Origin of the sequence: Achromobacter sp. UBA5777, assembly GCF_002418565.1 — a bacterium.
GTDB lineage: Bacteria > Pseudomonadota > Gammaproteobacteria > Burkholderiales > Burkholderiaceae_B > Achromobacter > Achromobacter animicus.
The window spans coordinates 1-25020 of sequence record NZ_DIEJ01000016.1 but is presented as its reverse complement, the minus strand read 5'-3'; the positions used below and the strand labels follow the sequence as shown (position 1 = coordinate 25020).

Annotated in this window: 25 protein-coding genes; 12 read left to right on the top strand and 13 right to left on the bottom strand. The window is 65.1% G+C overall.

What is annotated here, in order from left to right:
• On the top strand, window positions 1-966 hold a 966-nt coding region (locus tag B3446_RS00885; protein ID WP_291376673.1), incomplete at its 5' end, for an MFS transporter.
• Window positions 967-968: 2 nt separating this feature from the next.
• Here the strand turns inward: B3446_RS00885 and B3446_RS00880 are convergent.
• Window positions 969-1994, bottom strand: a complete 1026-nt coding sequence (locus B3446_RS00880; RefSeq protein WP_291376672.1) for a Bug family tripartite tricarboxylate transporter substrate binding protein — start codon at window positions 1992-1994, stop codon at window positions 969-971.
• Between the two features lie 241 nt (window positions 1995-2235).
• On the opposite strand from B3446_RS00880, the gene B3446_RS00875 reads away from it, so the two are divergent.
• Complete coding sequence (locus B3446_RS00875) at window positions 2236-3222, top strand: Bug family tripartite tricarboxylate transporter substrate binding protein (RefSeq protein WP_191575387.1); 987 nt, start codon at window positions 2236-2238, stop codon at window positions 3220-3222.
• A gap of 48 nt (window positions 3223-3270) precedes the next feature.
• Complete coding sequence (locus B3446_RS00870; protein WP_313492623.1) at window positions 3271-4017, top strand: SDR family oxidoreductase; 747 nt, start codon at window positions 3271-3273, stop codon at window positions 4015-4017.
• Between the two features lie 54 nt (window positions 4018-4071).
• On the opposite strand, the gene B3446_RS00865 is transcribed toward B3446_RS00870, so the two are convergent.
• The gene (locus tag B3446_RS00865) at window positions 4072-4743 is read right to left on the bottom strand and encodes a GntR family transcriptional regulator (RefSeq protein ID WP_291376667.1); all 672 of its coding nucleotides are present in this window, start codon (window positions 4741-4743) and stop codon (window positions 4072-4074) included.
• A gap of 136 nt (window positions 4744-4879) precedes the next feature.
• Here B3446_RS00865 and B3446_RS00860 point away from each other — a divergent pair, with 136 nt between their 5' ends.
• The 4 genes from B3446_RS00860 (at window position 4880) to B3446_RS00845 (ending at window position 7799) form a co-directional block, all read left to right on the top strand.
• On the top strand, window positions 4880-5095 hold the full coding sequence (locus tag B3446_RS00860; protein ID WP_175121243.1) for a rubredoxin: 216 nt from the start codon (window positions 4880-4882) through the stop codon (window positions 5093-5095).
• 20 nt (window positions 5096-5115) lie between these two features.
• On the top strand, window positions 5116-5865 hold the full coding sequence (locus B3446_RS00855) for a pirin family protein (protein WP_291376664.1): 750 nt from the start codon (window positions 5116-5118) through the stop codon (window positions 5863-5865).
• A gap of 86 nt (window positions 5866-5951) precedes the next feature.
• Window positions 5952-6527: a tautomerase family protein gene (locus tag B3446_RS00850; RefSeq protein WP_291376662.1), complete on the top strand. Its 576-nt coding sequence runs from the start codon at window positions 5952-5954 to the stop codon at window positions 6525-6527.
• Between the two features lie 243 nt (window positions 6528-6770).
• Complete coding sequence (locus B3446_RS00845; RefSeq protein WP_291376661.1) at window positions 6771-7799, top strand: alpha/beta fold hydrolase; 1029 nt, start codon at window positions 6771-6773, stop codon at window positions 7797-7799.
• Here B3446_RS00845 and B3446_RS00840 read toward each other — a convergent pair.
• The 6 genes from B3446_RS00840 to B3446_RS00815 all read right to left on the bottom strand — a co-directional run bounded on the left by B3446_RS00840 (window position 7756) and on the right by B3446_RS00815 (window position 14147).
• The gene (locus B3446_RS00840) at window positions 7756-8661 is read right to left on the bottom strand and encodes an alpha/beta hydrolase (protein ID WP_291376659.1); all 906 of its coding nucleotides are present in this window, start codon (window positions 8659-8661) and stop codon (window positions 7756-7758) included. The genes B3446_RS00845 and B3446_RS00840 overlap by 44 nt on opposite strands.
• Complete coding sequence (locus tag B3446_RS00835; protein ID WP_291376657.1) at window positions 8658-9830, bottom strand: glycosyltransferase family 4 protein; 1173 nt, start codon at window positions 9828-9830, stop codon at window positions 8658-8660. The genes B3446_RS00840 and B3446_RS00835 overlap by 4 nt, the downstream gene beginning before the upstream one ends.
• Window positions 9790-10686, bottom strand: a complete 897-nt coding sequence (locus B3446_RS00830) for a glycosyltransferase family 9 protein (protein ID WP_313492618.1) — start codon at window positions 10684-10686, stop codon at window positions 9790-9792. The genes B3446_RS00835 and B3446_RS00830 overlap by 41 nt, the downstream gene beginning before the upstream one ends.
• Before the next feature lie 212 nt (window positions 10687-10898).
• On the bottom strand, window positions 10899-12020 hold the full coding sequence (locus B3446_RS00825) for a serine hydrolase domain-containing protein (protein WP_291376655.1): 1122 nt from the start codon (window positions 12018-12020) through the stop codon (window positions 10899-10901).
• A 125-nt stretch (window positions 12021-12145) separates the two neighbouring features.
• Window positions 12146-13453, bottom strand: a complete 1308-nt coding sequence (locus B3446_RS00820; protein WP_291376653.1) for an ATP-binding protein — start codon at window positions 13451-13453, stop codon at window positions 12146-12148.
• Window positions 13446-14147, bottom strand: a complete 702-nt coding sequence (locus B3446_RS00815; protein ID WP_291376675.1) for a response regulator — start codon at window positions 14145-14147, stop codon at window positions 13446-13448. Before B3446_RS00815 ends, B3446_RS00820 begins: the two co-directional genes overlap by 8 nt.
• Window positions 14148-14424: 277 nt before the next feature.
• Between B3446_RS00815 and B3446_RS00810 the strand changes: the two genes are divergently transcribed.
• Window positions 14425-14871: a hypothetical protein gene (locus B3446_RS00810; protein WP_291376651.1), complete on the top strand. Its 447-nt coding sequence runs from the start codon at window positions 14425-14427 to the stop codon at window positions 14869-14871.
• Between the two features lie 105 nt (window positions 14872-14976).
• On the opposite strand, the gene alaE is transcribed toward B3446_RS00810, so the two are convergent.
• On the bottom strand, window positions 14977-15438 hold the full coding sequence (alaE, locus tag B3446_RS00805; RefSeq protein WP_291376649.1) for an L-alanine exporter AlaE: 462 nt from the start codon (window positions 15436-15438) through the stop codon (window positions 14977-14979).
• A 125-nt stretch (window positions 15439-15563) separates the two neighbouring features.
• Here alaE and B3446_RS00800 point away from each other — a divergent pair, with 125 nt between their 5' ends.
• Window positions 15564-16187, top strand: coding sequence for a glutathione S-transferase family protein (locus tag B3446_RS00800; RefSeq protein WP_291376647.1), 624 nt, complete (start codon window positions 15564-15566; stop codon window positions 16185-16187).
• Between the two features lie 26 nt (window positions 16188-16213).
• Here the strand turns inward: B3446_RS00800 and sodC are convergent, their stop codons facing one another.
• From sodC to B3446_RS00780, 4 genes are all read right to left on the bottom strand, one after another.
• Window positions 16214-16738 (bottom strand): superoxide dismutase family protein, encoded by a 525-nt coding sequence (sodC, locus tag B3446_RS00795; RefSeq protein ID WP_105239237.1) that lies wholly within the window; start codon window positions 16736-16738, stop codon window positions 16214-16216.
• A 172-nt stretch (window positions 16739-16910) separates the two neighbouring features.
• Window positions 16911-18239, bottom strand: a complete 1329-nt coding sequence (locus B3446_RS00790; protein ID WP_291376643.1) for a DUF445 domain-containing protein — start codon at window positions 18237-18239, stop codon at window positions 16911-16913.
• Between the two features lie 78 nt (window positions 18240-18317).
• Window positions 18318-19496, bottom strand: a complete 1179-nt coding sequence (locus tag B3446_RS00785; protein WP_291376641.1) for an AI-2E family transporter — start codon at window positions 19494-19496, stop codon at window positions 18318-18320.
• A gap of 110 nt (window positions 19497-19606) precedes the next feature.
• Window positions 19607-20539, bottom strand: a complete 933-nt coding sequence (locus B3446_RS00780; RefSeq protein WP_191575401.1) for a LysR family transcriptional regulator — start codon at window positions 20537-20539, stop codon at window positions 19607-19609.
• Window positions 20540-20746: 207 nt separating this feature from the next.
• Here B3446_RS00780 and B3446_RS00775 point away from each other — a divergent pair, with 207 nt between their 5' ends.
• From B3446_RS00775 to B3446_RS00765, 3 genes are all read left to right on the top strand, one after another.
• Window positions 20747-22867, top strand: coding sequence for a 3-hydroxyacyl-CoA dehydrogenase NAD-binding domain-containing protein (locus tag B3446_RS00775; RefSeq protein ID WP_291376639.1), 2121 nt, complete (start codon window positions 20747-20749; stop codon window positions 22865-22867).
• Between the two features lie 24 nt (window positions 22868-22891).
• Window positions 22892-24073, top strand: a complete 1182-nt coding sequence (locus B3446_RS00770; protein WP_105239242.1) for an acetyl-CoA C-acyltransferase — start codon at window positions 22892-22894, stop codon at window positions 24071-24073.
• A 9-nt stretch (window positions 24074-24082) separates the two neighbouring features.
• Window positions 24083-25020 (top strand): acyl-CoA dehydrogenase family protein (locus B3446_RS00765; RefSeq protein ID WP_291376637.1); only part of this gene is annotated, 938 nt, incomplete at its 3' end.

The following is a 25020-nucleotide window of genomic DNA, read 5'->3' as shown; positions in this document are numbered from 1 at the left end:
CTGATCGCGCTGCTGGCGCTGTTGTGGTCGGGCGGCCTCAGCCTGACATGGTTGGCGGCGCTGGGCTTCGTCGGGGCGGTCGGCACCGTCGCCTACAACGTCGCGGCGCCTGCGCTGGTGCCCAAGCTCGTTCCGCCCGCCGAGCTGTCCAATGCCAATCGCTGGCTGGAGCTGGCGCGCAGCGCCGCGTTCTCGGCCGGCCCCGCGGCGGGCGGCGCGCTCGTCGGGTGGATGGGCGCCTCCACCGCCTATGTGCTCGCGACCACACTGTCGCTGCTGGCCGCAGTCTTTCTGGCAGGCCTGCCGCAAGACGCGCCGAAGACGGCCCAACGCCGTCATCCGCTCACAGAATTGCGCGAGGGCGCCGCCTTCGTCGCCACCCATCCCCTGCTGCGTCCGGTCCTCCTGACCGCCCTCTTTTTCAACACCGCCTGGTTCGTCCTGCTGGCGATCTACGTCGCCTACGCCGTCGACCGCCTCGGCCTGTCCGCTGCGGGCGTCGGGATTACGTTAGGTGTCTACGGCGCGGGCATGCTGGCCGGCGCGCTGGCCGCCCCGTGGCTCGCCCGCCGCTTCTCGTTCGGCGCGATGATTGGCGCGGGGCCACTGTCCGCCTTGCTGGCCAGCTTCATCCTCCTGTCGACGCTGGTCTATCCGTCAGGCGCATGGGCGGCGGTGGGGTTCTTTCTATTCGGCGCCGGGCCGATCCTGTGGACCATCACCACCACCACGCTGCGTCAATCGGTGACGCCCAACGCCCTGCTGGGCCGAGTGTCGTCCGTCATCGTGACCGCCAACTTCGGCGCGCGGCCGATCGGCGCGTTGATCGGCGCGACGCTGGCGGCGCGGTTTGGGGTGGAAGCGTGTCTTTGGGTGTCGACGGCGGGGTTCTTCATCCAGTTCGCCGTGCTGTTTACATCTCCGGTACTGCGCTTGCGCCAGCAACCGGAAGCCGTGGCCTCCTGAAATCATTCCGCCTTGCGGGCCCGCGCGCTGGCTTCGAATTCCGCAGCCAGGCCCAGAAGCTCTTGCTTGTACTCGTCCAGACTCCCGCTGTATTCGTCCAGGTACAGATCGCGGCGCGCCTTATTCATTTCTTCAGACGCAACCGCCTGCCTGACGAATCCTGCCAGCCTGTCTCTCACCGGTTCAGGGATGCCCGTCCGCACGGCCACGCTGTAGCTGCTGTGAAACACCATGTCCGGCACGCCGAGTTCTGCGAACGTCTTCACGCCGGGCAGATGCGAGGTGCTTCCTGGCCGCCCGGTATACGCCAACACCTTGACGTGAGGATTGTCCTTGACGTTCTGCGTGGTGCCGATCGTGGTGAAGTAGCCGTCGATCTGCCCGCCCAGGATCGACGTCAGGCCTTCCGCGCCGCCTTTGAAGGGAATGGGACGGTACTGCGTCTGAAGGCCTGATGCCAGCCGCGCCGCCAGCGTGGAATAAGTGCCCACACCCAGGTCCGCGATGCCGATATCCAATTCGCGCTTTGCCTCCTTCAGGTCTTCGAGGCGATTCCAGCCCCTGTCGGCTGGCACGATGAAGGCATAACTGCTCTGACCCAAGGGCGCAAGAATCTCGAAATCCGAAAACGCGTAGGCCGCGCCCGGCGTCGTCAGTTTCGCGCTGTAGAACCCTTCGGCATGGACCAACAGCGTGTACCCGTCGGCGGGCCGGCCTTTCACCGCCGTGATGCCGATCGCCGAACCCGCGCCAGGCCGGTTTTCGACGACCACGGGCTGACCCATGATCGTTCCCAACTGCTGGGCGAACGCGCGCGAGATCGCATCGGTCGCCGCGCCCGGCGGATACGGCACCACGAGCCGCACCGGTTTCGTCGGATAGTCTGTTTGCGCCGCGGCGGAAAACGAACATAGTGCCGTCAGCGCCGCGCTACCCAACAGCAATCGAAATGGCGGGCGAATCGACAGACGAAACGTCTGAAGAAGCGGCAGGCGAAGCTGCGACCGGCGGCGAAGCGTGAAAGGCATGGCTGGCTCTTTATCGTTGACCCACAAAAAGTGTATAGAGCACCCATCCGTTGATTCAGCCACCATCCTGAAGAACTCTCCTGCAAAAAACGCAGCACTGCGTCATCGCCGTTGCCGACAACGGTGGCCGCGATTTCTTCGTTTCGCGCAGTTCTGAACTGCGGTTTCAGCTATAGCCAATCCGGTCCGGCTACCTAGAATTTGAAAGCTCCAATAAATCAAAAATTCTGGAGACGCTGCAATGACCCATCCTTTACCCACACGACGCGCCATCCTGCTCGGCGGCATGCTGATGGGCCTGGGTGTGAACGCTTTTGCTGCCCAAGGCGGCTGGCCGGAGCGCCCGGTCCGGCTTGTCGTCGCCGGCTCGTCCGGCGCGGGCGGCGACATCTTCGCGCGCCTGATCGCCGCGCCGCTTGCCAAGGCGCTGAACCAGCCGGTGGTCGTGGAAGCCAAGCCCGGCGCCAACGGCATGATTGCGTGCGACACGGTGGCAAAGGCGGCGCCCGACGGCTACACCCTGCTGTTCGCCCCCTCCTCCGCCATCCTGCTCAATCCAGTCGTGCTTCCCTCGCTGCCGTACGATCCGGAAAATGACCTGCTCCCTATCGCCCAGGTCGGGGCCGCCGGAATCCTGCTGGTCGCCAATCCGACCACCGGCTTCAAGAACCTGGCCGACATGGTCGCGTACGCCAAGGCCAATCCCGGCAAACTCGCCTATGGTTCGTGGGGCACCGGCTCGTCGGGCAACCTGGCCATGGAAGGCATCAAGGCGCACTATGGCCTGGACATGCCGCACGTGCCCTACAAGCAGTTGGTTACCGAAAGCACCGACCTGATCGCCAACAACATCAGCGTCGGCTTCATGGACATCGCCTCGCCCATTCCCCACATGCGCAGCGGCAAGCTGGTCGCCCTGGGCCAGACCGGATCAAGGCGCTGGCCCGCGTCGATGGACGTCCCGACGCTGGGGGAACAAGGCTACAAATTTGAGGCGGACGGCTGGTACGGCGTCTTCGCCCCCGCCGGCACGCCGACCGACATCATCGACAAGCTCAACGCCGAGATCTATCGCGCGCAGCACACGCCGGACGTGCGGGAGAAAATCGAAGGCCAGAACATGATCGTGCCGGCGGACATGTCTGCAAAGGAATTCGCAGCATCCATCAAACGCGACGCCGTCATCTGGCAGGGGTTGGCGAAAGTGGCTGACCTGAAGAACAAATAGGTCGCGCTCATGGACACGTCTTTCAAACTTCCTTTTGCCTCCGATGCCTTGAAGGACCGCGTGGCGGTGGTAACCGGCGCGGCCGGCGGAATCGGTCTCGCCATTTGCGAGCACCTGCATGCGATGGGCGCCGCCGTCGTCCAGGTGGATGTCAACGCATGCCCTGCCGGCTCGGATGCCGATCGCGGCCTGAACGTGCGTTGTGATATCTCCGATTCCGCCTCGGTTGCAGAAATGGCCAACCAGGTGCGAACACGATTCGCGCGTTGCGACATACTGGTCAACAACGCCGCCGTCAGCGCGGCGCCGGTGGGACTGGAGACGCTCCCGCTTGACCTGTGGGACCGCATCTTCCGCATCAATCTGCGCGGCGCGTTGCTATGCGCGCAGGCCGTGTTTCCGCTGATGCGGGATCAACAGGGCGGCAGCATCATCAATGTGTCATCGATCTCGGCCCAGACGCCCACCCGGCTCGGGGCGTACGGCACGACCAAGGCGGCGTTGCAGGCGCTGACGCGCCAGATGGCCGTGGAATGGGGACCGCTAGGCATACGCGCGAATTCCATCAGCCCGGGCATGATACGCACGCCACTGTCGGAACCGCACTATCGAAATGAAGGTGTGCTGCACAAGCGCATCGCGAGCATTCCTGCACGGCGGATCGGGCTGCCGGCGGACATTGGCGGCGCCGTCGCGTTTCTTGCCAGCGATGCGTCTTCGTATGTGAATGGACAGGATCTCGTGGTGGATGGGGGGTTCGTCAAGGCATCGTTGACCAATCTCTATGGGACGTGAGGCTGCGGGGGAATGCGTCCCGCCAGCCGCCTCGCCCGCGGCGCCTGGCGCTGATCAGGCGAATGCCCTCGCGCTCCCCGCCGCCACGTCCTGCAGCGCGGCCGTCAGCAGCGGCTTCCAGGATTCGATATGCCGGGTGATCAACGCGGCAATTGCCTCGGTCTGCCGCGTTTGCGCCAACTCGATCATTTCGTAGTGCTCCGAGACGGACGCGCGCTGCCGCTCCAGACCCTCCGGCGAATTGATTCCATACAGCCGCATGTCGGCTCTCAGGTCCATGATCATTCGTGTCAGCAGCGGATTGTTCGCGCGCGACACCAACGCTTCATGGAACCGGCGGTCCGTTTCGATGTAATCGGCGACATTGCCTGCCTTGACGGCGGCGGCAACCGCATCGGCCAGCTCAATCAGCGGCGCCGCGTCGGTGAGACCCGCCCGCGCAATTGCGACGAGCGCCCCCGATTCGAGCATGATGCGCACGTCAAAATGGTTCTCGAGGTCCTTGGGCGTGGCCGCTTCCACACGGAACCCCCGATTGCGCAGCGGCGACACCAGACCCGTACGGCTCAGTTCCAGCAACGCCTCACGCACGGGGGTCGTCGACATGCCCATCTCGGTCGCCACTGCCGGCACGGAATAAATGGTGCCCGGTGCCGCTTCGCCCGACACGATGCGGGAGCGCAGTTGCGCCAGCACCGTTTCCCGCAAATTGGTGACGCTTTCCATCGAGATCCCCCGGAAAAATCGAACCGTCACTATATCAAATCCCTTGCAGTAGCGCGTGACGCGCTATATAAATGCGTCACGCGCTACCTGATGCGCTCGCCCCGGGCCGAGGCGAATTGGCCCAATGGAGACATCTATGGATGAACCTTTGAAGCGCCACGTCTGCCTTGGCTGTGGCTTTCTGTACGACGAAGCCCTGGGGCTGCCCGAACACGGCATTGCGCCAGGAACCCGATGGGCCGACATCCCCCACGATTGGGTCTGCCCCGACTGCGGCACCCCAAAGAGCCGGTTCGAAATGGTCGAACTTCCGTACGCCAGCGCCGAAGCCGCCGCGCACGCCCTCGTCTGAACGCCTGCCGAGAACTCATCATGAACAAAGACTTTGTGCTGCGCGCGCACGACCGCGGCTTTGAAAAATTTCTGTCGACGGGCGAAGCGTCCAGCTATATCGCCGGCCACCCCGAAGGCATGGTGACCCGCCATTCCAGCTTCAACTTTGGCGCTTACCAAAGCGGCATCCCTGGATTCGGCCGGATACGCGTTTTTGGCGAGGAAGTATTCAGCGGCGCCGGTAGCGGCTACAACATGCACCGCCACCACGACTTCATCATTTGCGCGTTCGTCCTGGCGGGCACGCTGACGCACGTGAACACGGTGGGCAACATCGACCAACTCGGACCGAACGACTTCTACGCCTTCTCTGCCGGCTCCGGCGGCAAGCACTCCGAATTGAATCTGGCCAGCACCGATATGCAAGTGCTGTATCTGTGGCTCTTGCCCGACCGCCTGCTGACGCCGCCTTCCTATACGCGCAGCCATTTCGATGCGAGCACACGCCGCAATCAGCTTACGCAACTGGTGGGCAACGCCGACGGCGCCTTGCGAATCAGCCAGGACGTATCCGTTTCAAGGTTGGTGGCCGATCAGGCAATGCATCTGCAATACGCGCCCAAATCAAACCGTCATGGCGTGTATGTGTTCATGCTGGACGGAGAGGCCAGCGTCGATGGCATCACGCTGGCGCGCCGCGATAGCCGAGGCGTGTGGGGCGACCGCCCCATCACGATTCAGACGGACGGTGAAGGCGCCGATCTCCTCATTATTGAAACCATCCAGTAACGCCGTTCAGATCAACCTGCGTTGCAAGCGGCGCTTGAATTCACCCGCCGCTTGCCCCCGGTTTTGGGGATGCGAGGAGAAATGTCATGCCAGTGATTCAACTGTATTACGCAAAGGGGATGCTCGACCCCGCCAGCAAGAACGAAATGGGCAAGCGGCTGACGGAAGTGCTGCTGACGATGGAAGGCGGCGCCCGCACCCCGGGCGGTTTAGCTTTCGCGTCCGTGCTGTTCACCGAAGTGCCCGCCGAAGACTGGTGGGTTGGCGGTAAGATCGACGACACGCCCATCCGCACCCACGGCCGCCTGCTCGCCCGCGTCAGCATTCCGGAAGGCTACATGAGCCAGCAGCACAAGTCCGAGGTCCACGCGTCGGTGCACGCAGCCATGATGGAAAGCCTGGGCGCCACGCGCGAAGACGGCAGCGGCGCATTGGTCATCATCGAGGAAGTTTCGGAAGGCAACTGGGGCGCGGGCGGACACACCATCAGCCTCGCCGCCATTGCAAACACCGTCGGACTTGCCAAGGACGGCGAGCGTTTCAAGTGGGTCGAAGCCTATTTCCAGGCCAAGGCCAGACAATATGCAGCGTCGCATTACCCGCCAGGCACCGGCGGCCTGCTGCCGGCACTGTCCGCCGCCCCCGCGACGCAGGGAGAATGACGATGGCCTTCGAGTTCATTCCTTCCACCAAACAAGAATCACCCATCCTGATCCCGCAGATCGGCCTGACGTTGCGTGTGCGCGTTGGACCGCCGCTGCGCGCGGAGCAAGCAGGCGTTTGACGACTGCCGCCGCTTGGCGCCTGCCCTTTACATTCACCGCCTGCGGAACCCAGGCCCCATTTTTGCTGTCCCTGTTGTACAGCGCCGGCAGCGGGCCGGCGTCATAACAGGAGTCACATGAATGACACGATCCCAACATCTCCGGCTGAGCGCGCTCTGCGCGGGCGTGGCGCTTGCCGGCAGCGCCATCGCGGCAGACGCCCCCAAGGTGCCGGACTACGGTCCTAACCTGGAGCGCTTTGAGTATCCGCACGAGGTCAAGCGGCTGGCGCTAGACACGCAAGGCCAGAAACTCTCGATGGCCTACATGGACGTGGCCGCCGCCAAGCCCAATGGCAAGACCGTCGTGCTCATGCACGGCAAAAATTTCTGCGGCGCCACCTGGGACGCCAGCATCGCCGCCCTGAGCCAAGCCGGATACCGCGTCGTCGTGCCCGACCAGATCGGCTTCTGCAAATCCGACAAGCCGCAGGCCTACCAGTTTTCGTTTCATCAACTGGCGGCCAACACGCACGCCCTGCTCGATCACTTGAAAATCGACCGCGCCAGCATCGTCGGCCACTCCATGGGCGGCATGCTCGCCGCGCGCTACGCGCTGATGTACGGCCCGCAGACCGACGCCCTGGTGCTGGTGAACCCCATCGGCCTGGAAGACTGGAAACAGAAAGGCGTGCCCTACCGCAGCATCGACGAGTGGTATCAGCGCGAGCTCAAAGCCAACTTCGAAGGCATGAAGAAGTACCAGCTGGGCACCTACTACGCCGGCCAATGGCGCGACGACTACGACAAGTGGGTCTTGATGGCGGCAGGCATGCTGCAAGGCGAAGGTCGCGAACGCGTTGCGTGGAACCAGGCGCTGACCTACGACATGCTCTACACGCAGCCCGTCGTGCACGAGTTCGGCCAGATCGCCGTGCCCACCACGCTGCTCATCGGGGAAAAGGACAATACCGCCCCCGGCAAGGACGCCGCGGCGCCCGAGGTGGCAAAACAGCTCGGCAACTATCCTGAGCTGGGGCCGAAGGCGGCAAAGGCCATTCCGAATGCAAAGCTCGTCACGTGGCCGGAGCTTGGCCATTCGCCGCAGGTGCAGGATCCAAAGCGGTTCAACGAAGCGTTGCTGAAGGCTTTGCCGGCGGCGAAGGGTTAAGGGACGTGTTGCTGACAAACGCCGCCACCCGCGAGACCACATCCCCGCACCCGCGGCCCATCGTGACCACGTGACGGCGATCTGTCAGCAACTGCAGCTGCACATTCGTGTTGCGCGCCCCCTTCAAAATCTTGAACGCGTTCGATACGGGCGCCACGTCATCCTGCCGCGCATGAATGACAAGGCAGGGAGCGCGCAGCACGTGCAAGTGGCGCGATACCGAGGCCGACAGTTTGCGCATCTCGGCAAGCGACCACCAGGGGATGCGCGGCAAGCCCGCCGCGCGCTCCCGACGCTGCAGCGCCCGATGCCGGCCTATGCCCAGTGCCCTCGCGACGAGCAGCCGTAATGCCACCCTCACCCGTTGCGGAACCGTCCGGCCGTCATGATGAAACACGGGCGACAGCGCCAGGACGCCGGCCACGTGAAACGGACGTTCCTGCGCTAGGGCGAGCGCCAGCACGGCCCCCGTGGAAACGCCGCCGACGATCACGCGTTCAACCCGGCTCGCCAGCACATCCGCGCCACGCCGCACGCTGGCCAACCAATCCAGCCACTCTGCGCCCGCCAGATCCTGCGCAGCGCCACAGTGCCCCGCCAGCTTGACCACGAGCACCGTATAGCCGTGACGATTCAGGCCGCTCGCCAGCTCGTGCAGCTCGCTTGGCAGGCCGCCCACGCGGTGAATCAGAAGGATGCCCGTGCGTCCGTGCTCGCCATGGCCCGCCAGCAGATGGCCGCCAGCCATGGCTTCCAAAGGCTGCGGCGTTTCACCGTACGCCGGGATCGGGCCATCGGCGGGCCGCGCGCGCCCCACCGGCCCACCTCCCGCCACCTTGCAGGGTGCGTCGACCACATTCATGCAGACGCCTCCCCACACTTGCGGCCGTCAGACGGCGAGCTGGCGCCCAGGGCCCGGCGATACGCCGCGAGTGTGCGTAGCATCTGTTCGCCCAGGCGCAGGCGCGTATCTGCGAACGCCCGCGCATTGGCGACGATGGTGTGGGTACGCCATGGCCGGCTTCGAATCTGCATGATGCAGTCGGCATAGCCCGCGATATCGCCGGGCGCGGCCAGCCAGCCTGTCTGACCGGGTACGACAATCTCCGGCAAGCCGCCCACATCGCTGGCAACGACTGGCCGGGATGCGGCGAACGACTCGGGCACGATACGCGACCAGGCTTCCGTTGCGGATGGGACCAGCACGACATCCGCCGCACGGATCATGTCAGGCACATCGATGCGGTGACCGGCAAACACCACATAGTCCGAAATGCCAAGCTCGATCGCCAGACGGTAAAGCGCATAGGCATAGGGTTGCGTGCGAGCGGTCGCCATGCCGACGACGAGCGCCACCGCCGGCACCCCTCGGATGCGCAGGCGTTGCACGACGTGAAGCAGGTCAGCCTGCCCTTTTTCTGGCCGCAACATCCCGATGGTGGCGACGACGTAAGCGGCTCTGGGCGTGGGCACCCCTAGGGCGCGTCGGATGTGCAGGCTGGCATCGAGCCCATCATTGGGCGAAAAGAACTTGTCCGCGGCCCACTCCCCGACGACGCTGATCCTGTCTTCAGCGGCCAACCGGGCCGCCAGGAGCTCCTGTTTGCCGACTTCGCTGGTTGCGATGACGTGATCGCAGCCGATCGCCCATTCCAGCCGCCGGCGCAGGGAGGAACGCATGGGTTTGGCGAAGTGACGCGTCCGGACGACGGCGCACAGATCACGGCAGAGCGCGGCGGTCTTCGCGTCGGCACGGCTGTGACTGTCGATGACCTCAATGCGAAGGGTTCGGATGGCGCGGCGAAGCGCCAGGACGGTCCGGATCGAGTACGCGGGATTGAAATCGATGTCCACGGTCGTCAGCTTGCGCTCGCGCGCGGCGTGGCTGACGGCACTGTCCGACGGCGAGGCGATCGCGACGTCGTAGCCACGGTCGTGCAGCCAGCTTGCCTGCTCCAGCGTGCGGAACTCCAGGCCGCCGAGGCTGCGCTCAGCGAGCGTATGCAGAATGCGCATGATGATCCAGTACATCCAGGCAGGCAGGAAGCACCTCACCAGGCGTGATCGAATTGATGCCGCTCTGGGGGTGTCGCGGGACGACGAACGCCGATCCGGGCCGTTGCCAGAACCACTCGGGATTCGCCTCATTGAAGATGCCGACATAGGGCACACAAGCGCCCTGCGCGATATGCGAGGGACCGCAGTCATTGGCCACCACCAGGCGCGCGCGCAACATGATGGCGCTTAATTCCGAAATGGGCCGGCAATAGGCAATGGAAAAGTCGGACCGCTGCATCGCCTGCAGGGCATCCCGCTCGGCGCTTTCCTGCTGCCCAAGCACGAACAAAAAGCGGGCGCCGGCGCCCAGCAGCGGTTTCAGCCTGTCGGCCAGCCTCACGTAGTTTGCAAGGCTCCACCGCTTGAAAGCGCCCGCGCCGCCCCCGGGAATCATCACCACATCGGCGCCCCGCACCGAGTGCACGTGCTGACGGGCGAGCATATGAAAGCACGCGCGCGTCGCGCCCTCCAGGTCGAACGGCCGATATGCGGCCAGGACGCGCAGATTGGCCTGGCCGATGTATTCCGTGACGTCTTTGCGGTGGCAATGCGTCCAGGCCAGGTCGCTGATCCGGGCGTTGCGGAACCCCAACCGGATCGACGGCGGGCGCAGCAGGTTGACCACGCCGAAGCGCTCGCTGCTGTGATGCAGGCTGACGGACATGCGCGTTTCTTTTCTCAGACTGCGCAGATAGTCGAAAAACGTAGCCGCGCGCTCGAACTCATCGACCCAGGGCAACGCCCGGTAGAAGCTGCCCACATCGTCAGGCGCCACCACCTTTATCCGGCGCGACGGCCACCATGTCTTGAGCTGATACAGCGTCGGCATGGCGACGATCTGGTCGCCAAGCTGCGGCTTGCTTCTGACATACACAACGATTTCCGACACCTGCGGCCTCCATGCTTATCACGCGGCCGGTCGGCCGCTGGCGGGCAATGTATCGGCAGGTGGCCGGCATCATTCCGGCGTCCTTTGAACAATTGTGAAGAAGCTTGCACGGCCCTTTAAACAACTTCACAAGTTGTCCGCGGCGCATTGCGCTAGCCGCCCCGGGCGGCGACTACGTGCCATGCCTGGCCTGGCGCATCAGGCGCATTGTCAGCGTCGCAACCATGCCAACCAGCGCCTCGCCCGCATCCGCATTGCTCATGACCATCACGGCAAGTCTCCTGGGGGGCCAATAGCCACCGCGAGTGGAATGCTTCCGTCGCACCGCTGTGGTCACGTAGCGACGCCGCGCTCACCAATTCGTCGCCGCAGGGCACGGCCAGCCATGTCAAGGCAAGTCGGCAATCCAGATCCAAGCTGCTGACCGCCACCGTTTCCAAACCCAGCAACGTCTGCGCGGATCGCTCGGACAGCACCCGTCCTGCCCCGGATCCGGCGCCGGCTCTGCCTTGCCCGAACAACATGCTGGAAAAGCGCGCCATCTCCGAAGCGCTCATCCACAGGCCATCTGCCGCCGCGTTCGGCTGTGGCGCTTCCGCCCACGGCTGGCCGCGCCGGTAGCCGGCCGCCCGCTGCCCCTTCATGCGCTCGTGCAGATGAAATCCCGCGCGCGGCATGTTCAGGGGTCGAAGAACGGTGCGCCTCACGTACGCGTCAAGAGGTTCTTGTGCCGCATGCGCCACCATGTCGCCCAGCAGGGCATACGCCATGTCGGCCCGGGCTCGGCCCATCGTGTCCTCCAGCGTGGCCGGATACACGCGCAGAAGCGTGCGGGCGGTGAAGGGCGCAGCATCCATCCACTGCGCGGCGTTGCGGCGCGGCTCGAGGCGCCCGTATGTCAAGGCGTCGTCAGCCGGCCGGTCCAGCGACAGCAAGCCGTCGTCCGCGGCGCGTAGCACCGCCGACGCGGTGACGACCTTGCTGATGGCGCCCACGCGGTACAGCGTGTCGCCGGTCGCCCGCCGATGCCGTGACGTATCCGCGTACCCGAAACCCGTGCTCCAGACGATGCGCTGATCGTCCACGACCGCAATGGAGAGGCCGGGAACCTTGGACACGCCCATTTCGTAAGGGATGCGCTCGGTCAGGTAGTCGACCACCGCCGCATAGTCCCCTTTCTGGATCGTCGCGGGCGCGTCGGGTGGCAACCCCTGGCAACCGCCCACAGCGACGAAGAGCGATCCGAGGGCAATCAGGCGGGCAAGCGAGAACATGGATGACGGCAACCCGTGAAAGAGAAATGCCGAGATGCTATCGATGCGCCGCCGCGCGATCCTTCCTGCTTTGTAGGGAGTTTGTGAAGATCTTTGCGCGTGCGTTGTGCGCGCGGCAGGTCAAGTCAGGCGGCTTGCCAACGGATAACGAAGCGGGCGCCGCCCAGCGGACTGTCGGACACCAGCGCCTCGCCGTTGTGCCATCGGGCCACACGGCGCACGATAGCCAATCCCAGCCCCGTTCCCCCGGTGCCGCGCGCGCGGCTCTCGTCGAGCCGGATGAAGGGATCGAAAACACGCTCACGATCCGCAGGCGGCACGCCGGGTCCGTCGTCATCCACCGTCAGCACGTAACTCAGTGGCGCTGGACTGGCCAGTCCCACCTGAACGTTCCCGCCGGCATGCCGGATGGCATTCTGCAGCAGGTTGAGCAACGCGCGCGTCATGTATCGCGGATGCAGCCGGACTTCGCCCGCCTCACAGTGCGTCACTTCGCAATGCACACGCGCCCGCTCAGCCTCAAACGATGCGTGCTGCACAACGGAATCGAGCCAGCCGCGCGCATCCTGGGGCTGTAGCGGGATGTCGTCGCGCTTGTGTTCCAGGCGGGCGTACATCAGCAACTCTGATGCCATGCTGTCCAGCTCGGCAACATCGTTCTTCATTTCCTCGACAAGACGCTTGCGCGCAGCGGGGTCGGCCTCTTGCTCGATCATGTCCAGTTCAAACGACAACCGGGCGATGGGTGTTCGCAGTTCGTGCGACACCGCGTTGGTCAGCTCGCGCTGATTGCTGATCAGCGCACTGATGCGATCGGCCATCTGGTTGAACGTGTCGCCTAGCCCGCGGATGCTGGAAAACCGCGACAATTCGGCGCGCACGCGCAGGTCGCCCTGTCCCATCCGCTGCGCGGCGGTCTTCAGCGCTTCCAGATCGCGCCAGACCGGCAGCGCCCACACCAGCATGAATCCACACAACATCACGCCCAGGGCGGCGTAGATTGCGACGATCACCCACGTGCCGACCAGCGGCTCGGGCGGCAGCTTGACCATCAGCCACTGCGCGCCCGGACCGGGTATGCCGGCCACGAAGCTCATCTGGTCGTCGCGCAGGAAGAATCCGCCGGCGTCGATGGTGCGGCGTTCCACATCGGTCAGCGCAAATTCCGCCGCGTTGTAGTCGGCCGGATTCAGGACCTGCAACGCCAAGCCGTAATGGGGCGCCAACGTATTGCGCACGTAGTCGGGGCGCGCCTCGGGCGGCACATGGGCCAGCTCCTGCTTCAGGCTGTGCAGCTGACCGCGCACGGCTTCACGCGTGTAGTTGGTTGTCTCGGACTCAAAGAGATAGTTCGCCGCCCGGTCCACCACCTCGTTCGACAGCACGAACCCGACGGCCAGCACCACGAAGATGCGCAGGACGAACCTAAGCATTGCCCAGCTCGTGGACCTTGGGCGAGAACAGGTAGCCCTTGCCCCAGATGGTCTTGATGCGCGCCGGGTCACGCGGATCGTCGTCCAGCTTGCGGCGCAATTTGCTGATGCACACGTCCACGGTGCGATCGAGCCCGTTGAACTCGATACCGCGCACGGCGTTGAGCAGATCGTCGTGCGTCAGCACCTGGCCAGCCTGGCTAGCCAACGCCCACAACATTTCAAATTCCAGCGTCGTCAGGTCGACCTCTGCGCCTGCCAGCACGACCGCGCGGGTCTGACGGTCGATCGACAACGGTCCGAACACCAGGAGTTCGGGCTGCATTTCAGCCTGGTTGTGACGACGCATCAAGGCGCGGATCCGCGCCAGCAGAACACGCGGTTCCACAGGCTTGATGACGTAATCGTCTGCGCCGGATTCCAGACCCAGGATTTGATCCACGTCGTCTTCGCGGGCAGTCAGCATCAGGATCGGCGAAGCCGAGAACGCCCGCAGATCCCGGCAGACCTGCAGGCCGTCCCGGCCAGGCAGCATCAGATCCAGAATGGTGATGGCCGGCTCGTGACGACGAAACGCATCCACCGCATGATCACCGCGATACGCCTGAACAACATTGAATCCGTGCTGTTCCAGAAACTGCGCGATCAGGCGCGCCAGCTTCGCATCGTCTTCGACTAACAAGGCCTTGGTCATGGTGTGCAGACAGAGTTTCATGCACCGGCACAGTGCATTTTGGCGGCAAGCATACACCGAAAGAATTTCGGGTCGCGTGGGCGCTGTTGAGGGCAATTGGCAAAACGGCATGCGCTGAACGCCCCGCGCGCCACAAACGTGGCCGCGCCTGCAGGCCATACAAACCGTCAGGATTGTTACCGGTCGCCCGTGTACCTATCTGATACATTGGCGCCTCAAAAATCATGAAAAAGCGAGGCCAGCCTCCTCACCGCGCGGCAGCCGCCGTGCGTGAGACATGCAGGCACAACGTCAAGCAACAACGTGCCGCGTTCAGGCGCCTCAGTCCCAATCGTCGATCTTCGGGGTAACAATCAAAATGAGAAAAATTGCACTGCTTGTGGTTTTGCCTGCGCTGCTCGCGGGTTGCACTTCCGCGCAGATGAGCATGATTACCGGCAAGCGGAACAAGACCTACAACGACGTTAATGCAGCATGGGTAGGCAGCACCGAAGAGCAACTGGTTTCCAAGTGGGGACCGCCCAAGAAGAGCTACACGCTTGAAAGCGGTGCAAGAATTATTTCGTACGAAGAGATCTGGGGCCCGATTTCGGCTTATCACGTGTGCGTCGAGAAGTTCATGATCGAAAAGGGCATCGTGACAAAGTGGGGTCTGTCGGGTTGCCCGGCGCGCATGACGGGCTCGATGCCGGCGGAAACGCCGATTCCGCAACCGACGATGTAATACCCGCGTCGCGGATTCAATACCACCGCCGCTCGACGAGTACCCGGCACACTTCAAGTCCGGGGACTCATCGAGCGGCAATCACGACAGGCCCAAGCGCACGGCTTACTCGTTAAGCGACATCGGCCGCGCGCCGCCCGGCGGCAGACCGAACACGCGCCTGATCGCATTCAGGAACGCGCCATATGGCCGGCCCAATACCAGCATCATCACGGCTGCGCCCAATACGCCACGCACCAGGCCGTCGCCCGATGCGCCGCTGATCGCGATGATCGCGGCATAAATGGGTACTTGGAAACTCATCAGCGCCACGCTGTCCCAAAGCAGCCGGGACGCGCGCGTGTCCTTCGCGCGCCGCATTATCCAGTCGCGCCACAGACCGTAAGGCCTACCTACCGGAATCATCAGCGCACCGCCGATCAGCCGCGCGTGGAACACCTGCTCCCAGGTCATTCCCGCGATCCACCGCTCGTTGATGATGCCTGTCGTCGTAAAGAACAGGATCAGCGCAACGGTATCGGCAATATAGGAGCGCGTGGATAGCGGCAATCTGGTCTTGTCCGTCACGTGCCGTTCCCGCGGCATCTGTTCTGCTTGCCAGCACCCGAATCTGTATATGGCGGCACGTTCCCCGGCCCGCTAGACTGCGACGACCTCCGAATCCGAAAAACGCCCCGCCCGCGGTAGCCAACATGCTGAAAATATTGGGAAAAGCCTCGTCCATCAACGTGCGCAAAGTGCTGTGGACATGCGCTGAACTGAATCTGCCGTTTGATCGCGAAGACTGGGGCAGCGGTTTCAGAGCCACATCGGAACCGGAGTTCCTGGCGCGCAATCCGAATGCCATGGTGCCCGTAATCCAGGATGGCGACTTCGTGCTGTGGGAGTCGAACACCATCATCCGCTATCTGGCGGGCCAGTATCAGGGGCACCACCTGTATCCGGCCGAGCCGAAGCTGCGGGCGCAGGTGGACCAGTGGATGGATTGGCAGGCAACCGACCTGAACCGGTCGTGGAGCTACGCCTTCATGGCATTGGCGCGGCAGTCGCCCGCGTACCGGGACGAGGCCGCCATCGCGGCGTCGTGCCGCGAATGGGCCCGGTTCATGGGGATTCTGGACCAGCGGCTGGCCGCCACCGGCGCTTATGTGGCCGGCGGTGGGTTCACGCTGGCCGACATTCCGGTGGGGCTGTCCGTAAACCGCTGGTTCGAGACGCCGTTCGCCAAGCCGGCGCTGCCCGCCGTGGCGGCGTACTACGACCGGTTGGCGCAGCGCGACGGCTACCGGCAGTACGGCCGCAACGGCACGGCTTGAGGAAAGCGCCCGCCGGCGCACTCCCCCTATTTGACGACGCCGCAAACGATACGTCCGCCTCCACCGCCCAGCGGCTCGGGCTTGTCGCTGTAGTTGTCGCCGCCAGCGTGGATCATCAACGCCCGGCCCTTCACGTCAGCCAGCTTCAGGTGCGGCGCAAGCACGGTTTTCGTCGCGCTGCCATCGGCCGCGACGGTGAGGAACGGCAGGTCGCCCTGATGCCCATCGGTAGCCATCGGTCCCTTGTGCGCCTTGGTGCCCTTGGGATCCAGGTGCCCGCCCGCGCCGCCGCCCGGCGCGGTCTTGCCGCTTACCGGCCCGGGCTCGCACGAGCCTTTCTCGTGCACATGAAAGCCGCGCTCGCCGGGCGGCAGGCCTTTAAGGTGGGGCGTGAATTGCAGCCCTTCCTTGGTGTCTTTCAGGGTGATGGTGCCGGCGCTCTTGCCGACGCCATCGGGCGTCAGGAACGACATCGAGACGTCTTCGGCCAGCGCCGCGCTGGATGCGCCCGCCAATGCCAGCGCCGTGACAAGCATCGAGAATTTCTTCATGAATTGCCTCCTGGAAAGATGCCCGCAAGCTGCGGGCGGCCATCGGTGCAAGGCGCGCCTCGCGCAGCCGGCGGCGCAGATGAAGATAGCACCGGGGCCGGGCGGTCCGCCAGAAAACTTCGTTCCTGATACAAGGTTGTGACACGGTGTGGGAAAAGGCCGAAGACCATGCTTAGCCGTTCACGATCAGGACCACCGCATGCAGCAGCACGCCGATCAGGCCGCCCACCAGCGTGCCGTTGAAGCGGATGTATTGCAGATCGCGCCCCACACTGAGTTCCAGTTCGTCGACCAGATGACGCTCGTCCCAGTTCTTGACGGTGCGCGAAATGTGCTCGGTGACGCCAACACGCAGCCGTCCGGTCAGGCGCCGCGCGCCGCCCAGGATGTGGTTGTTGATGGCGTCGCGCAGGCCGGGGTCTTCGCCCAGCTTGCGGGCCAGCGCCAGCAGCGCGCTTTCCAGATGCGCGGCCAGCGCGGAATGTTCGTCCGCCAGGTCGCGCCGCAGCGCCGCATGGATGTCGTCCCACAGGCCCTGAACGTATTCCTGGACCTTGGGGTGGTCAATGGCGCGCTGCTTCAGCGCTTCGACCTGGCTGGCCAGCGCCGGATCCGTCTTCAGGCGTTCGATGTAGTTCATCACCCACGCCTCGTAGTCGCGGCGCACGGGGTGGTCGGGCTCGGACAGCACGTCGCGCAGTTCTTCGACCAGGGCGCGCGCCAGGCGGTCGGCCAGGTTGTCGGCGATGTTGTCGACGGACTTGACCACGTCCACCGCGGCGATGATGCGCGGCCATTCCTTGCGGGCGAACTTCACAAGCAGGGTCGAGGCGCGCTCCTTGACGTCTTCCTCGGCCAGGTAGCCGCCCAGGCGTTCCATCGCGGCGTCCAGCAGCTCCTGGTGCCGCCCGTCGCGGGTCAACAAGCCCAACACCTCGCCGGCGGTGCCCGCCGCATCCCAACGGCGCAGATTGCTGACGACGAATTCCTGGATGACACCGCGCACGGCCCGATCGTCCAGCAGGTCCAGCGTCTGCAGCGCCACGCGGCGCGCCCCATCGCTCAGGGCGTGCGCCTGCGCGGGCCGGGCCAGCCAGCGGCTCAGCCGCGCGGCGGGATCGAAGACACGCCTCTTTTCAATGAGGGTGTCGGGGTCCAGGAAGTGATCGCGCACGAAGATCGCCAGGCTGTCGCCGATGCGGTCTTTGTTGCTGGGGATGATGGCGGTATGCGGAATGGGCAGGCCCATCGGCCGCCGGAAGAGCGCAACCACGGCGAACCAGTCGGCCAACGCGCCAACGGTGGCCGCCTCGCAAAACGCCCGCACCCAGGCCCACGCGCCCTGCCCGCCCATGACATGACTGGTGATGAAGCCGCTGACCATGGCGACCAGCAGCGCCAGCGCCCCGATCTTCATGCGGCGCAATTGCGCGCGCCGGGCATCGGCATCCAGCGCAGTGTGCGCGCCAGCGATTCGTTGGGTTTGGGAAGTGTCGGTCATGAAGGATCCGGTGATGCAAGCCCCGAGCATACCAATCGAAAGCGGCCCGGCCATTGCCCCCGGACACCGCCATCCGCCCTACTCGCTCAGGAACTCCGACAACGCCTCCAACCCTTCGATATGATCGGCCACCACCTTCGCGATGAAGGCAATGGGCACGGACAGCAGCGTTCCCCAGATGCCCCACAGCCATGTGAAAAGCAGCAGCAGGATGAACACGGCCACGGCGTTCATCCGCGCGATGCGGCCAGACATCCAGGTCGTGACGACGACGCCAATCAACAACGCGATCCCGACGGAACTCATGGAGATGGCCAGCGCGGGGCCGAGTTCACCGAACTGCACCAGTCCCGCGACACCGGTGCCCACCGCCGTCAGCAGCGGACCGAAGTACGGAATGATGTGCAGCGCCCCCGCCACCACCGCCCACGTCGCGGCATTTTCCAGCCCAAGCAAGCGAAAGGCGATCCACGACAACAGCCCCAGTGCCACATTGGTCACCAGCATCATCGCCATGTACATGTGGATCGAGCTGTTGATCTGGTCCAGCATGTGCACGCTGATCTTCTTCTGAGACAGCGTGTTGCCTGCCATCTTCACGAACTTGCGCTTGAAGGCGTTGCCCGAGAGCAGCAGGAAGAACACCAGAAACACGCACATGGTGGCCTGACCGACGAAAGTCGCCAGCCCTTTGGAGCCCCACAACAGGATGTCGCTCAGCCCGCCGTCCGACTTGGCGACGACGACCCGCCCGCCGGGCTTGGGCGCGCCGGATTCCTGCAGGATGCTTGCTGCGTTGCGCAACTTTTCCATCAGGGAGCCGTCGCCGCTCAGCAGGCCGCCCAGCGTGCGCGACAGCTTGCTCGATATTTCCGGCAGCGCGTTGATCATGGCGCTGACCTGGTCCTGCGTGACGTAGATCACGCCCACGACCCCGACTGCGATCGCCAACATCACGAGAATGGTGCCCAGCCACCGCGGCACACGGTACCGTTCAAACAAGGCGACGACGGGATCCAGCGTATAGGCGACCACAATCGCCATGACCACCGGAACGATGAACTCCTGCCCCGCCTTCAGCCCGAACAACACGGCAAGGACGGTCAGCGTCACCAGACAGAAGCCGCTGACGCGCACGAGCGGCGTGGGTGACGGTGGCTTGATGAGGCCGGCGTCCTGCGCCGTGACTTTTTCCTCAGAAGGATCGGTCTTCTCGGCCGGCGGTTCGGTCTTTTTTTCGGCGGCCTCAGCCGCCACGGGTTCTGGGCCCTCCCTCTGCGGCGAAGTGACCACTGGCGTTGCGCTGTCCATCTTTCCCCTCACATCCGGTTTGCGAAGGCCGTCAGCAAGTTGCGTGCCTGGCGGGTTCAGCCGCTGCCGATTGCCAGCAGGCCCGGCTCGCCATCGTGCTGCCGCTGCGCCCGCTCCAGGATGAATTCGATGATCATCGCGAGCGCCCGTGGATGGTGGCGGTTGGGCATGTAAAGCATATACATGCCACGCCCAAAAATGCTCAAGCGCCAATCGGTCAACGCGGGCACAAGTTCGCCGCGTGCGATGTCCTCATGGACTACGTAGTCCGGCACGACGCCCACGCCCAGCCCCGCGCGGATGGCGTCGCGCAGGAAGGCATAGTTGCGGGAAATGACGGTGGGTTCCAGCACGACATGCTGGCGGGGCTGGCCGCCGTAGTAGGCCGACAGGCGCAGCGGCCGGCCGATCACGGCGGCGCTGATGACGGGCGTGCCGGCGAGGTCTTCGGGCCGCTGGGGAAGCCCGCGGCTTTCCGCGTAGTCCCTGGACGCACAGGCCACGTAGCGGACCTGGCCGAGTTCACGCGCGACCAGATGCTGCGGCGGTTCGGACATGATGCGCACGGCAATGTCGACTTCGTCGCGCAGCAGGTCCTCGACGCTGTTCTCAAAAAGCACGTCCAGCACGATGTCGGGATAGGTTTTCTTGAACTCAAGCAGCCATGGCGTCATCACGAACTGCCCGTAGCCGCTGGGCACGCTCAGGCGCACCTTGCCCTGGGGTGTCTTGCCCAGTGTTTCGATCGATTCGCGCGCTGCCGCCAGTTCGTCCTGGATGCTGCGCCCGTGCTTGTACAGCTTCAGACCGATCTCGGTGGGTTCCACGCGCCGCGTCGTGCGCCGCACCAGCTGCATGCCGACCGAACGCTCCAATTGGCTGAGGTGATAGCTGACGTTGGCGCGCGTCATCTTCAGGCGGCGCGCGGCCTCGCTGAGATTGCCCGCGTCCAGGATTTCGACGAGCAGGGTAAGGGATTTGGTGTCCATGGCGGCGCTCCTTGCCGTGCATTGTCAAATTTTCTTGTCCGGAGTGTCAATTATCGATGTCATTGTCAAGACATCTTTGCTGCGAAAGAATAAAGCCATAAGAGACGGGCCACCCCTGGCCCGCCAAGGCTCCGTTCGCGCAAGGCGTCGGCGCACCGGCATGCCGGCGCGGCGCGCGAGCAGGAAGCATCATTGGAGACACTGTCCATGACAGACAGCGCAAGCACCGGCGCGGCCCAGACGCGCCGCTACGAAGACATCCTGGTCATCGTCATCGACCATCCCCCTGTGAATGCCCTGAGCGCCGCCGTGCGCCGTGACGTGTCTGAAGCTATCGCCCAGGCGCAGACCGATTCGCGGGTCCGCGCGATTCTGCTGATGGGCGCCGGAAAGAACTTCATCGCGGGCGCCGACATCCGCGAGTTCGGCAAGCCGCCGCAACCGCCCCTGCTACCCGACCTGTGCAACCAGATCGAAGCCAGCGCCAAGCCGGTCGTCGCCGCGCTGCACGGCGCAACGCTGGGCGGCGGGCTGGAGATCGCCCTGGCGGCGCACTATCGCGTGGCGCTGCCTACTGCCAAGTTGGGTCTGCCCGAAGTGAACCTGGGCCTCCTGCCCGGCGCGGGCGGCACGCAGCGCGCGCCGCGCCTGATGGGCGCACAGGCCGCGCTGGATCTGATGCTGACCGGCAAACATTTGCCCGCCGAGGCCGCCTTGGCTTCGGGGCTGGTCGACGCGCTGTCCCTTGAAGAAGATCCGCTGGATGCAGGCCTGGCCTACACGCGCGAACTGCTGGCGCTGAACGCCGGCCCGCGTCGCACACGTGACGCGGCCGAGGCCCTGGAAGACCGGCAAGCGCAACTGGCGGTGGTGGATGCCGCCGCCGAACGCGTCGCCGCTACCACCCGCGGTCTGTACTCACCCGCCAAAATCGTCGACGCGGTGCGCGCAGCCATCGAGCAGCCCTTCGACGAAGGCCTGCGCATCGAGCGTGCGCTCTTCCTGCAATGCCTGGACAGCCCGCAGCGCGCCGCGCTGGTCCACGCGTTTTTTGCCGAACGCGAAACCGCCAAGATTCCCGAGCTGAAGGAAGCGCGCTCGCGGCGGCTTGAGCGCGTGGGCATCGTCGGCGGCGGCACGATGGGCGCGGGCATTGCCGTGGCCGTGCTCGATGCGGGGCTGCCGGTCGTGATGGTGGAACAGGACGAGGCCGCGCTGGCGCGTGGCCGCGCGCGCGTCGAGCAGGTGTACGACCTGCTGGTCAAGAAAGGCCGGATCAGCGCCGACGAACGCGCAGCGCGCATGGCGCGCTACACCGGGGCCACCAGCTATGACGCGCTGGGCGAGGCCGACCTCATCATCGAAGCCGTGTTCGAAGACATGGCCGTCAAGGAGGCGGTCTTCGCGCAACTGGACCGCGTCGCCAAGCCCGGCGCCGTGCTGGCCACCAATACCTCTTACCTGGACGTGGACCGCATCGCCGAAGCGACGCGCGGACCGGCCGACGTGCTGGGGCTGCACTTCTTCTCGCCGGCCAACATCATGAAGCTCATGGAGATCGTGGTCGGCCGCCACACCGCGCCGGACACCGTCGCCACCGGCTTCGAGCTGGCGCGACGGCTGCGCAAGATTCCCGTGCGCGCGGGCGTGTGCGATGGCTTCATCGGCAACCGCATTCTGGCCGTGCACCGCCAGGCGGCGGACATGATGATGGAGGACGGCGCCTCGCCTTACGACATCGACGCCGCCGTCCGCGCGTTCGGCTATCCGATGGGTCCGTACCAGATGGCCGATCTGGCCGGCGGAGACATCGGCTGGGCGACGCGCAAGCGCCGCGCCGCCACGCGCGATCCGGCGCTGCGCTACGTGCAGATTCCTGACCGCCTCTGCGAGCGCGGCTGGTTTGGTCAGAAGACCGGCCGCGGCTTTTATCTGTACCCCGATGGGGCGCGCCAGGGCACGCCCGACCCGGAAGTGCTGGCCATCATCGACGAAGAACGCCGCCGCGCCGGCGTCACACCCCGCCCGTTCACGCAGGAAGACATCCTGCGCCGCTATCTGGCTGCGATGGTCAACGAAGCGGCGAACGTGCTGCACCAAGGGATCGCGCTGCGCCCGTCCGACATCGACGTCGTGTTCCTGTCCGGCTATGGCTTTCCGCGCCACCGCGGCGGCCCGATGCACTACGCCGACAGCGTGGGCCTGCAAAGCATTCTTGCCGACATCCGCAGCTTTGCGAAGGAAGACCCCGCGTTCTGGAAGCCGTCGCCGCTGCTCGTGGAACTGGCCGAGTCCGGCCGCACCTTCGGCAGCCTGAACGCCGCCTGATCCGAATTCATCCTAGGAACCCTCATGCGTGAAGCCGTCATCGTTTCCACTGCCCGCACCCCCATCACCAAGGCGGGGCGCGGCGAATTCAACCTGATTGCCGGGCCCACGTTGGCCGCGCACGCCGTGCGCGCCGCCGTGGACCGCGCCGGCATCGACCCCGCGCTGATCGAAGACGCGTTCATCGGCTGCGGCTATCCGGAAGGCGCGACCGGCCGCAACATCGGCCGCCAGGCCGTGATCCGCGCGGAGCTGCCTGTCAGCGTCGGCGGCGCCACCATCAACCGCTATTGCGCATCCGGCCTGCAGGCGATCGCGTCGGCCGCGAGCCGCATCGTGATGGACGGCGCACCAGCCGTGATTGCGGGCGGCGTGGAGCTGGTGTCGCAAATCCGCACCCGCGACGATGGCGTCAGCGGCATGGACCCGTGGATCGTCGCCAACAAGCCCGAACTCTATCTGCCCATGATCGAGACTGCCGACATCGTGGCTGCCCGCTACGGCATCAGCCGCGAGGCGCAGGACCGCTTTGCCGCGCAAAGCCAGGCGCGCACCGAGGCGGCGCAGGCCGCAGGCCGCTACCGCGAGGAAATCATTCCGGTCACCACCACCATGTCCGTCACGGACCGCGCCACCGGCGCCGTCACCGAACGCGAAGTGACGGTGGACAAGGACACCTGCAACCGTCCCGGCACGACTTACGAGGCGCTGGCCGGCCTGGCGCCCGTGCGCGGCGAAGGCCAATTCGTCACGGCGGGCAATGCCTCGCAGTTGTCGGACGGCGCCGCCGCCTGCGTACTGATGGAAGCGGCCGAGGCGCAGCGCGCCGGCATCCGTCCGCTAGGCGCGTTCCGCGGCCTTGCCATCGCCGGCTGCGAGCCGGACGAAATGGGCATCGGCCCGGTCTACGCGGTGCCCAAGCTGCTCGCGCGCCACGGCCTGAAAGTGCAGGACATCGACCTGTGGGAGCTGAACGAGGCATTCGCCTCGCAGGCCCTGTATTGCCAGGAAAAGCTGGGCATCCCCATGGACCGCCTGAACGTGGACGGCGGTTCCATTGCGCTGGGTCACCCCTTCGGCGTGACCGGCGCGCGGCTGGCTGGCCATGTCCTGATTGAAGGCCGCCGCCGCGGCGCCCGCTATGCCGTCGTCACGATGTGCATCGGCGGCGGCATGGGCGCGGCCGGCCTGTTTGAAATCTACTGAGAGACCCGCATGGATCTGGAATTCACCCCCGAAGAAATCGCCTTCCGCGACGAAGTGCGCGCCTTTCTGGACGCCAGGCTGCCCCGGCGACTGGCGGACAAGGTTGGCGAAGGCAAGCTGCTGACGCGCGACGACATGGCCGAATGGCACGCGATCCTGAACGCGCAAGGCTGGCTGGCCACGCATTGGCCCGAGGAATACGGCGGCACCGGCTGGACGGCTGCGCAGAAGTACATTTTCGACAACGAATGCGCACTGGCCAACGCCCCGCGCATCGTGCCGTTCGGCCTGAGCATGCTGGGGCCCGTGCTGATCAAGTATGGCACCGAGGCGCAGCGCCGTTACTGGCTGCCGCGCATCCTGGACGGCTCGGACTGGTGGTGCCAGGGCTACTCCGAACCCGGGGCAGGCTCGGACCTGGCGTCGCTGAAGACCACGGCCGTGCGCGACGGCGACAGCTACGTGGTCAACGGCCAGAAGACGTGGACCACGCTGGGCCAGTACGCCAACATGATCTTCTGCCTGGTGCGGACCTCGCAGGAAGGCCGGCGCCAGGAAGGCATCAGCTTTCTGTTGATCGACATGAACAGCCCGGGCATCGAAGTGCGCCCCATCATCACGCTGGACGGCGAGCACGAAGTCAACGAGGTGTTCTTCTCGGACGTGCGCGTGCCCGTCGAAAACCTGGTGGGCGAGGAAAACCGCGGCTGGACGTGCGCCAAGTATCTGCTGACCTATGAGCGCACCAACATCGCGGGCGTGGGCCAGTCCACGGCCGCGCTGGAACGCCTGAAGGCCGTGGCCGCGCGCCAGAAACGGCATGGCCGCCCGCTGACCGAAGACCCGGATTTTGCCGCGCGGCTGGCGCGCGTCGAGATCGAACTGGCCAACATGCGCACGACCAACCTGCGCGTGGTCGCGGCCGTGGCCGGCGGCGGCGCGCCCGG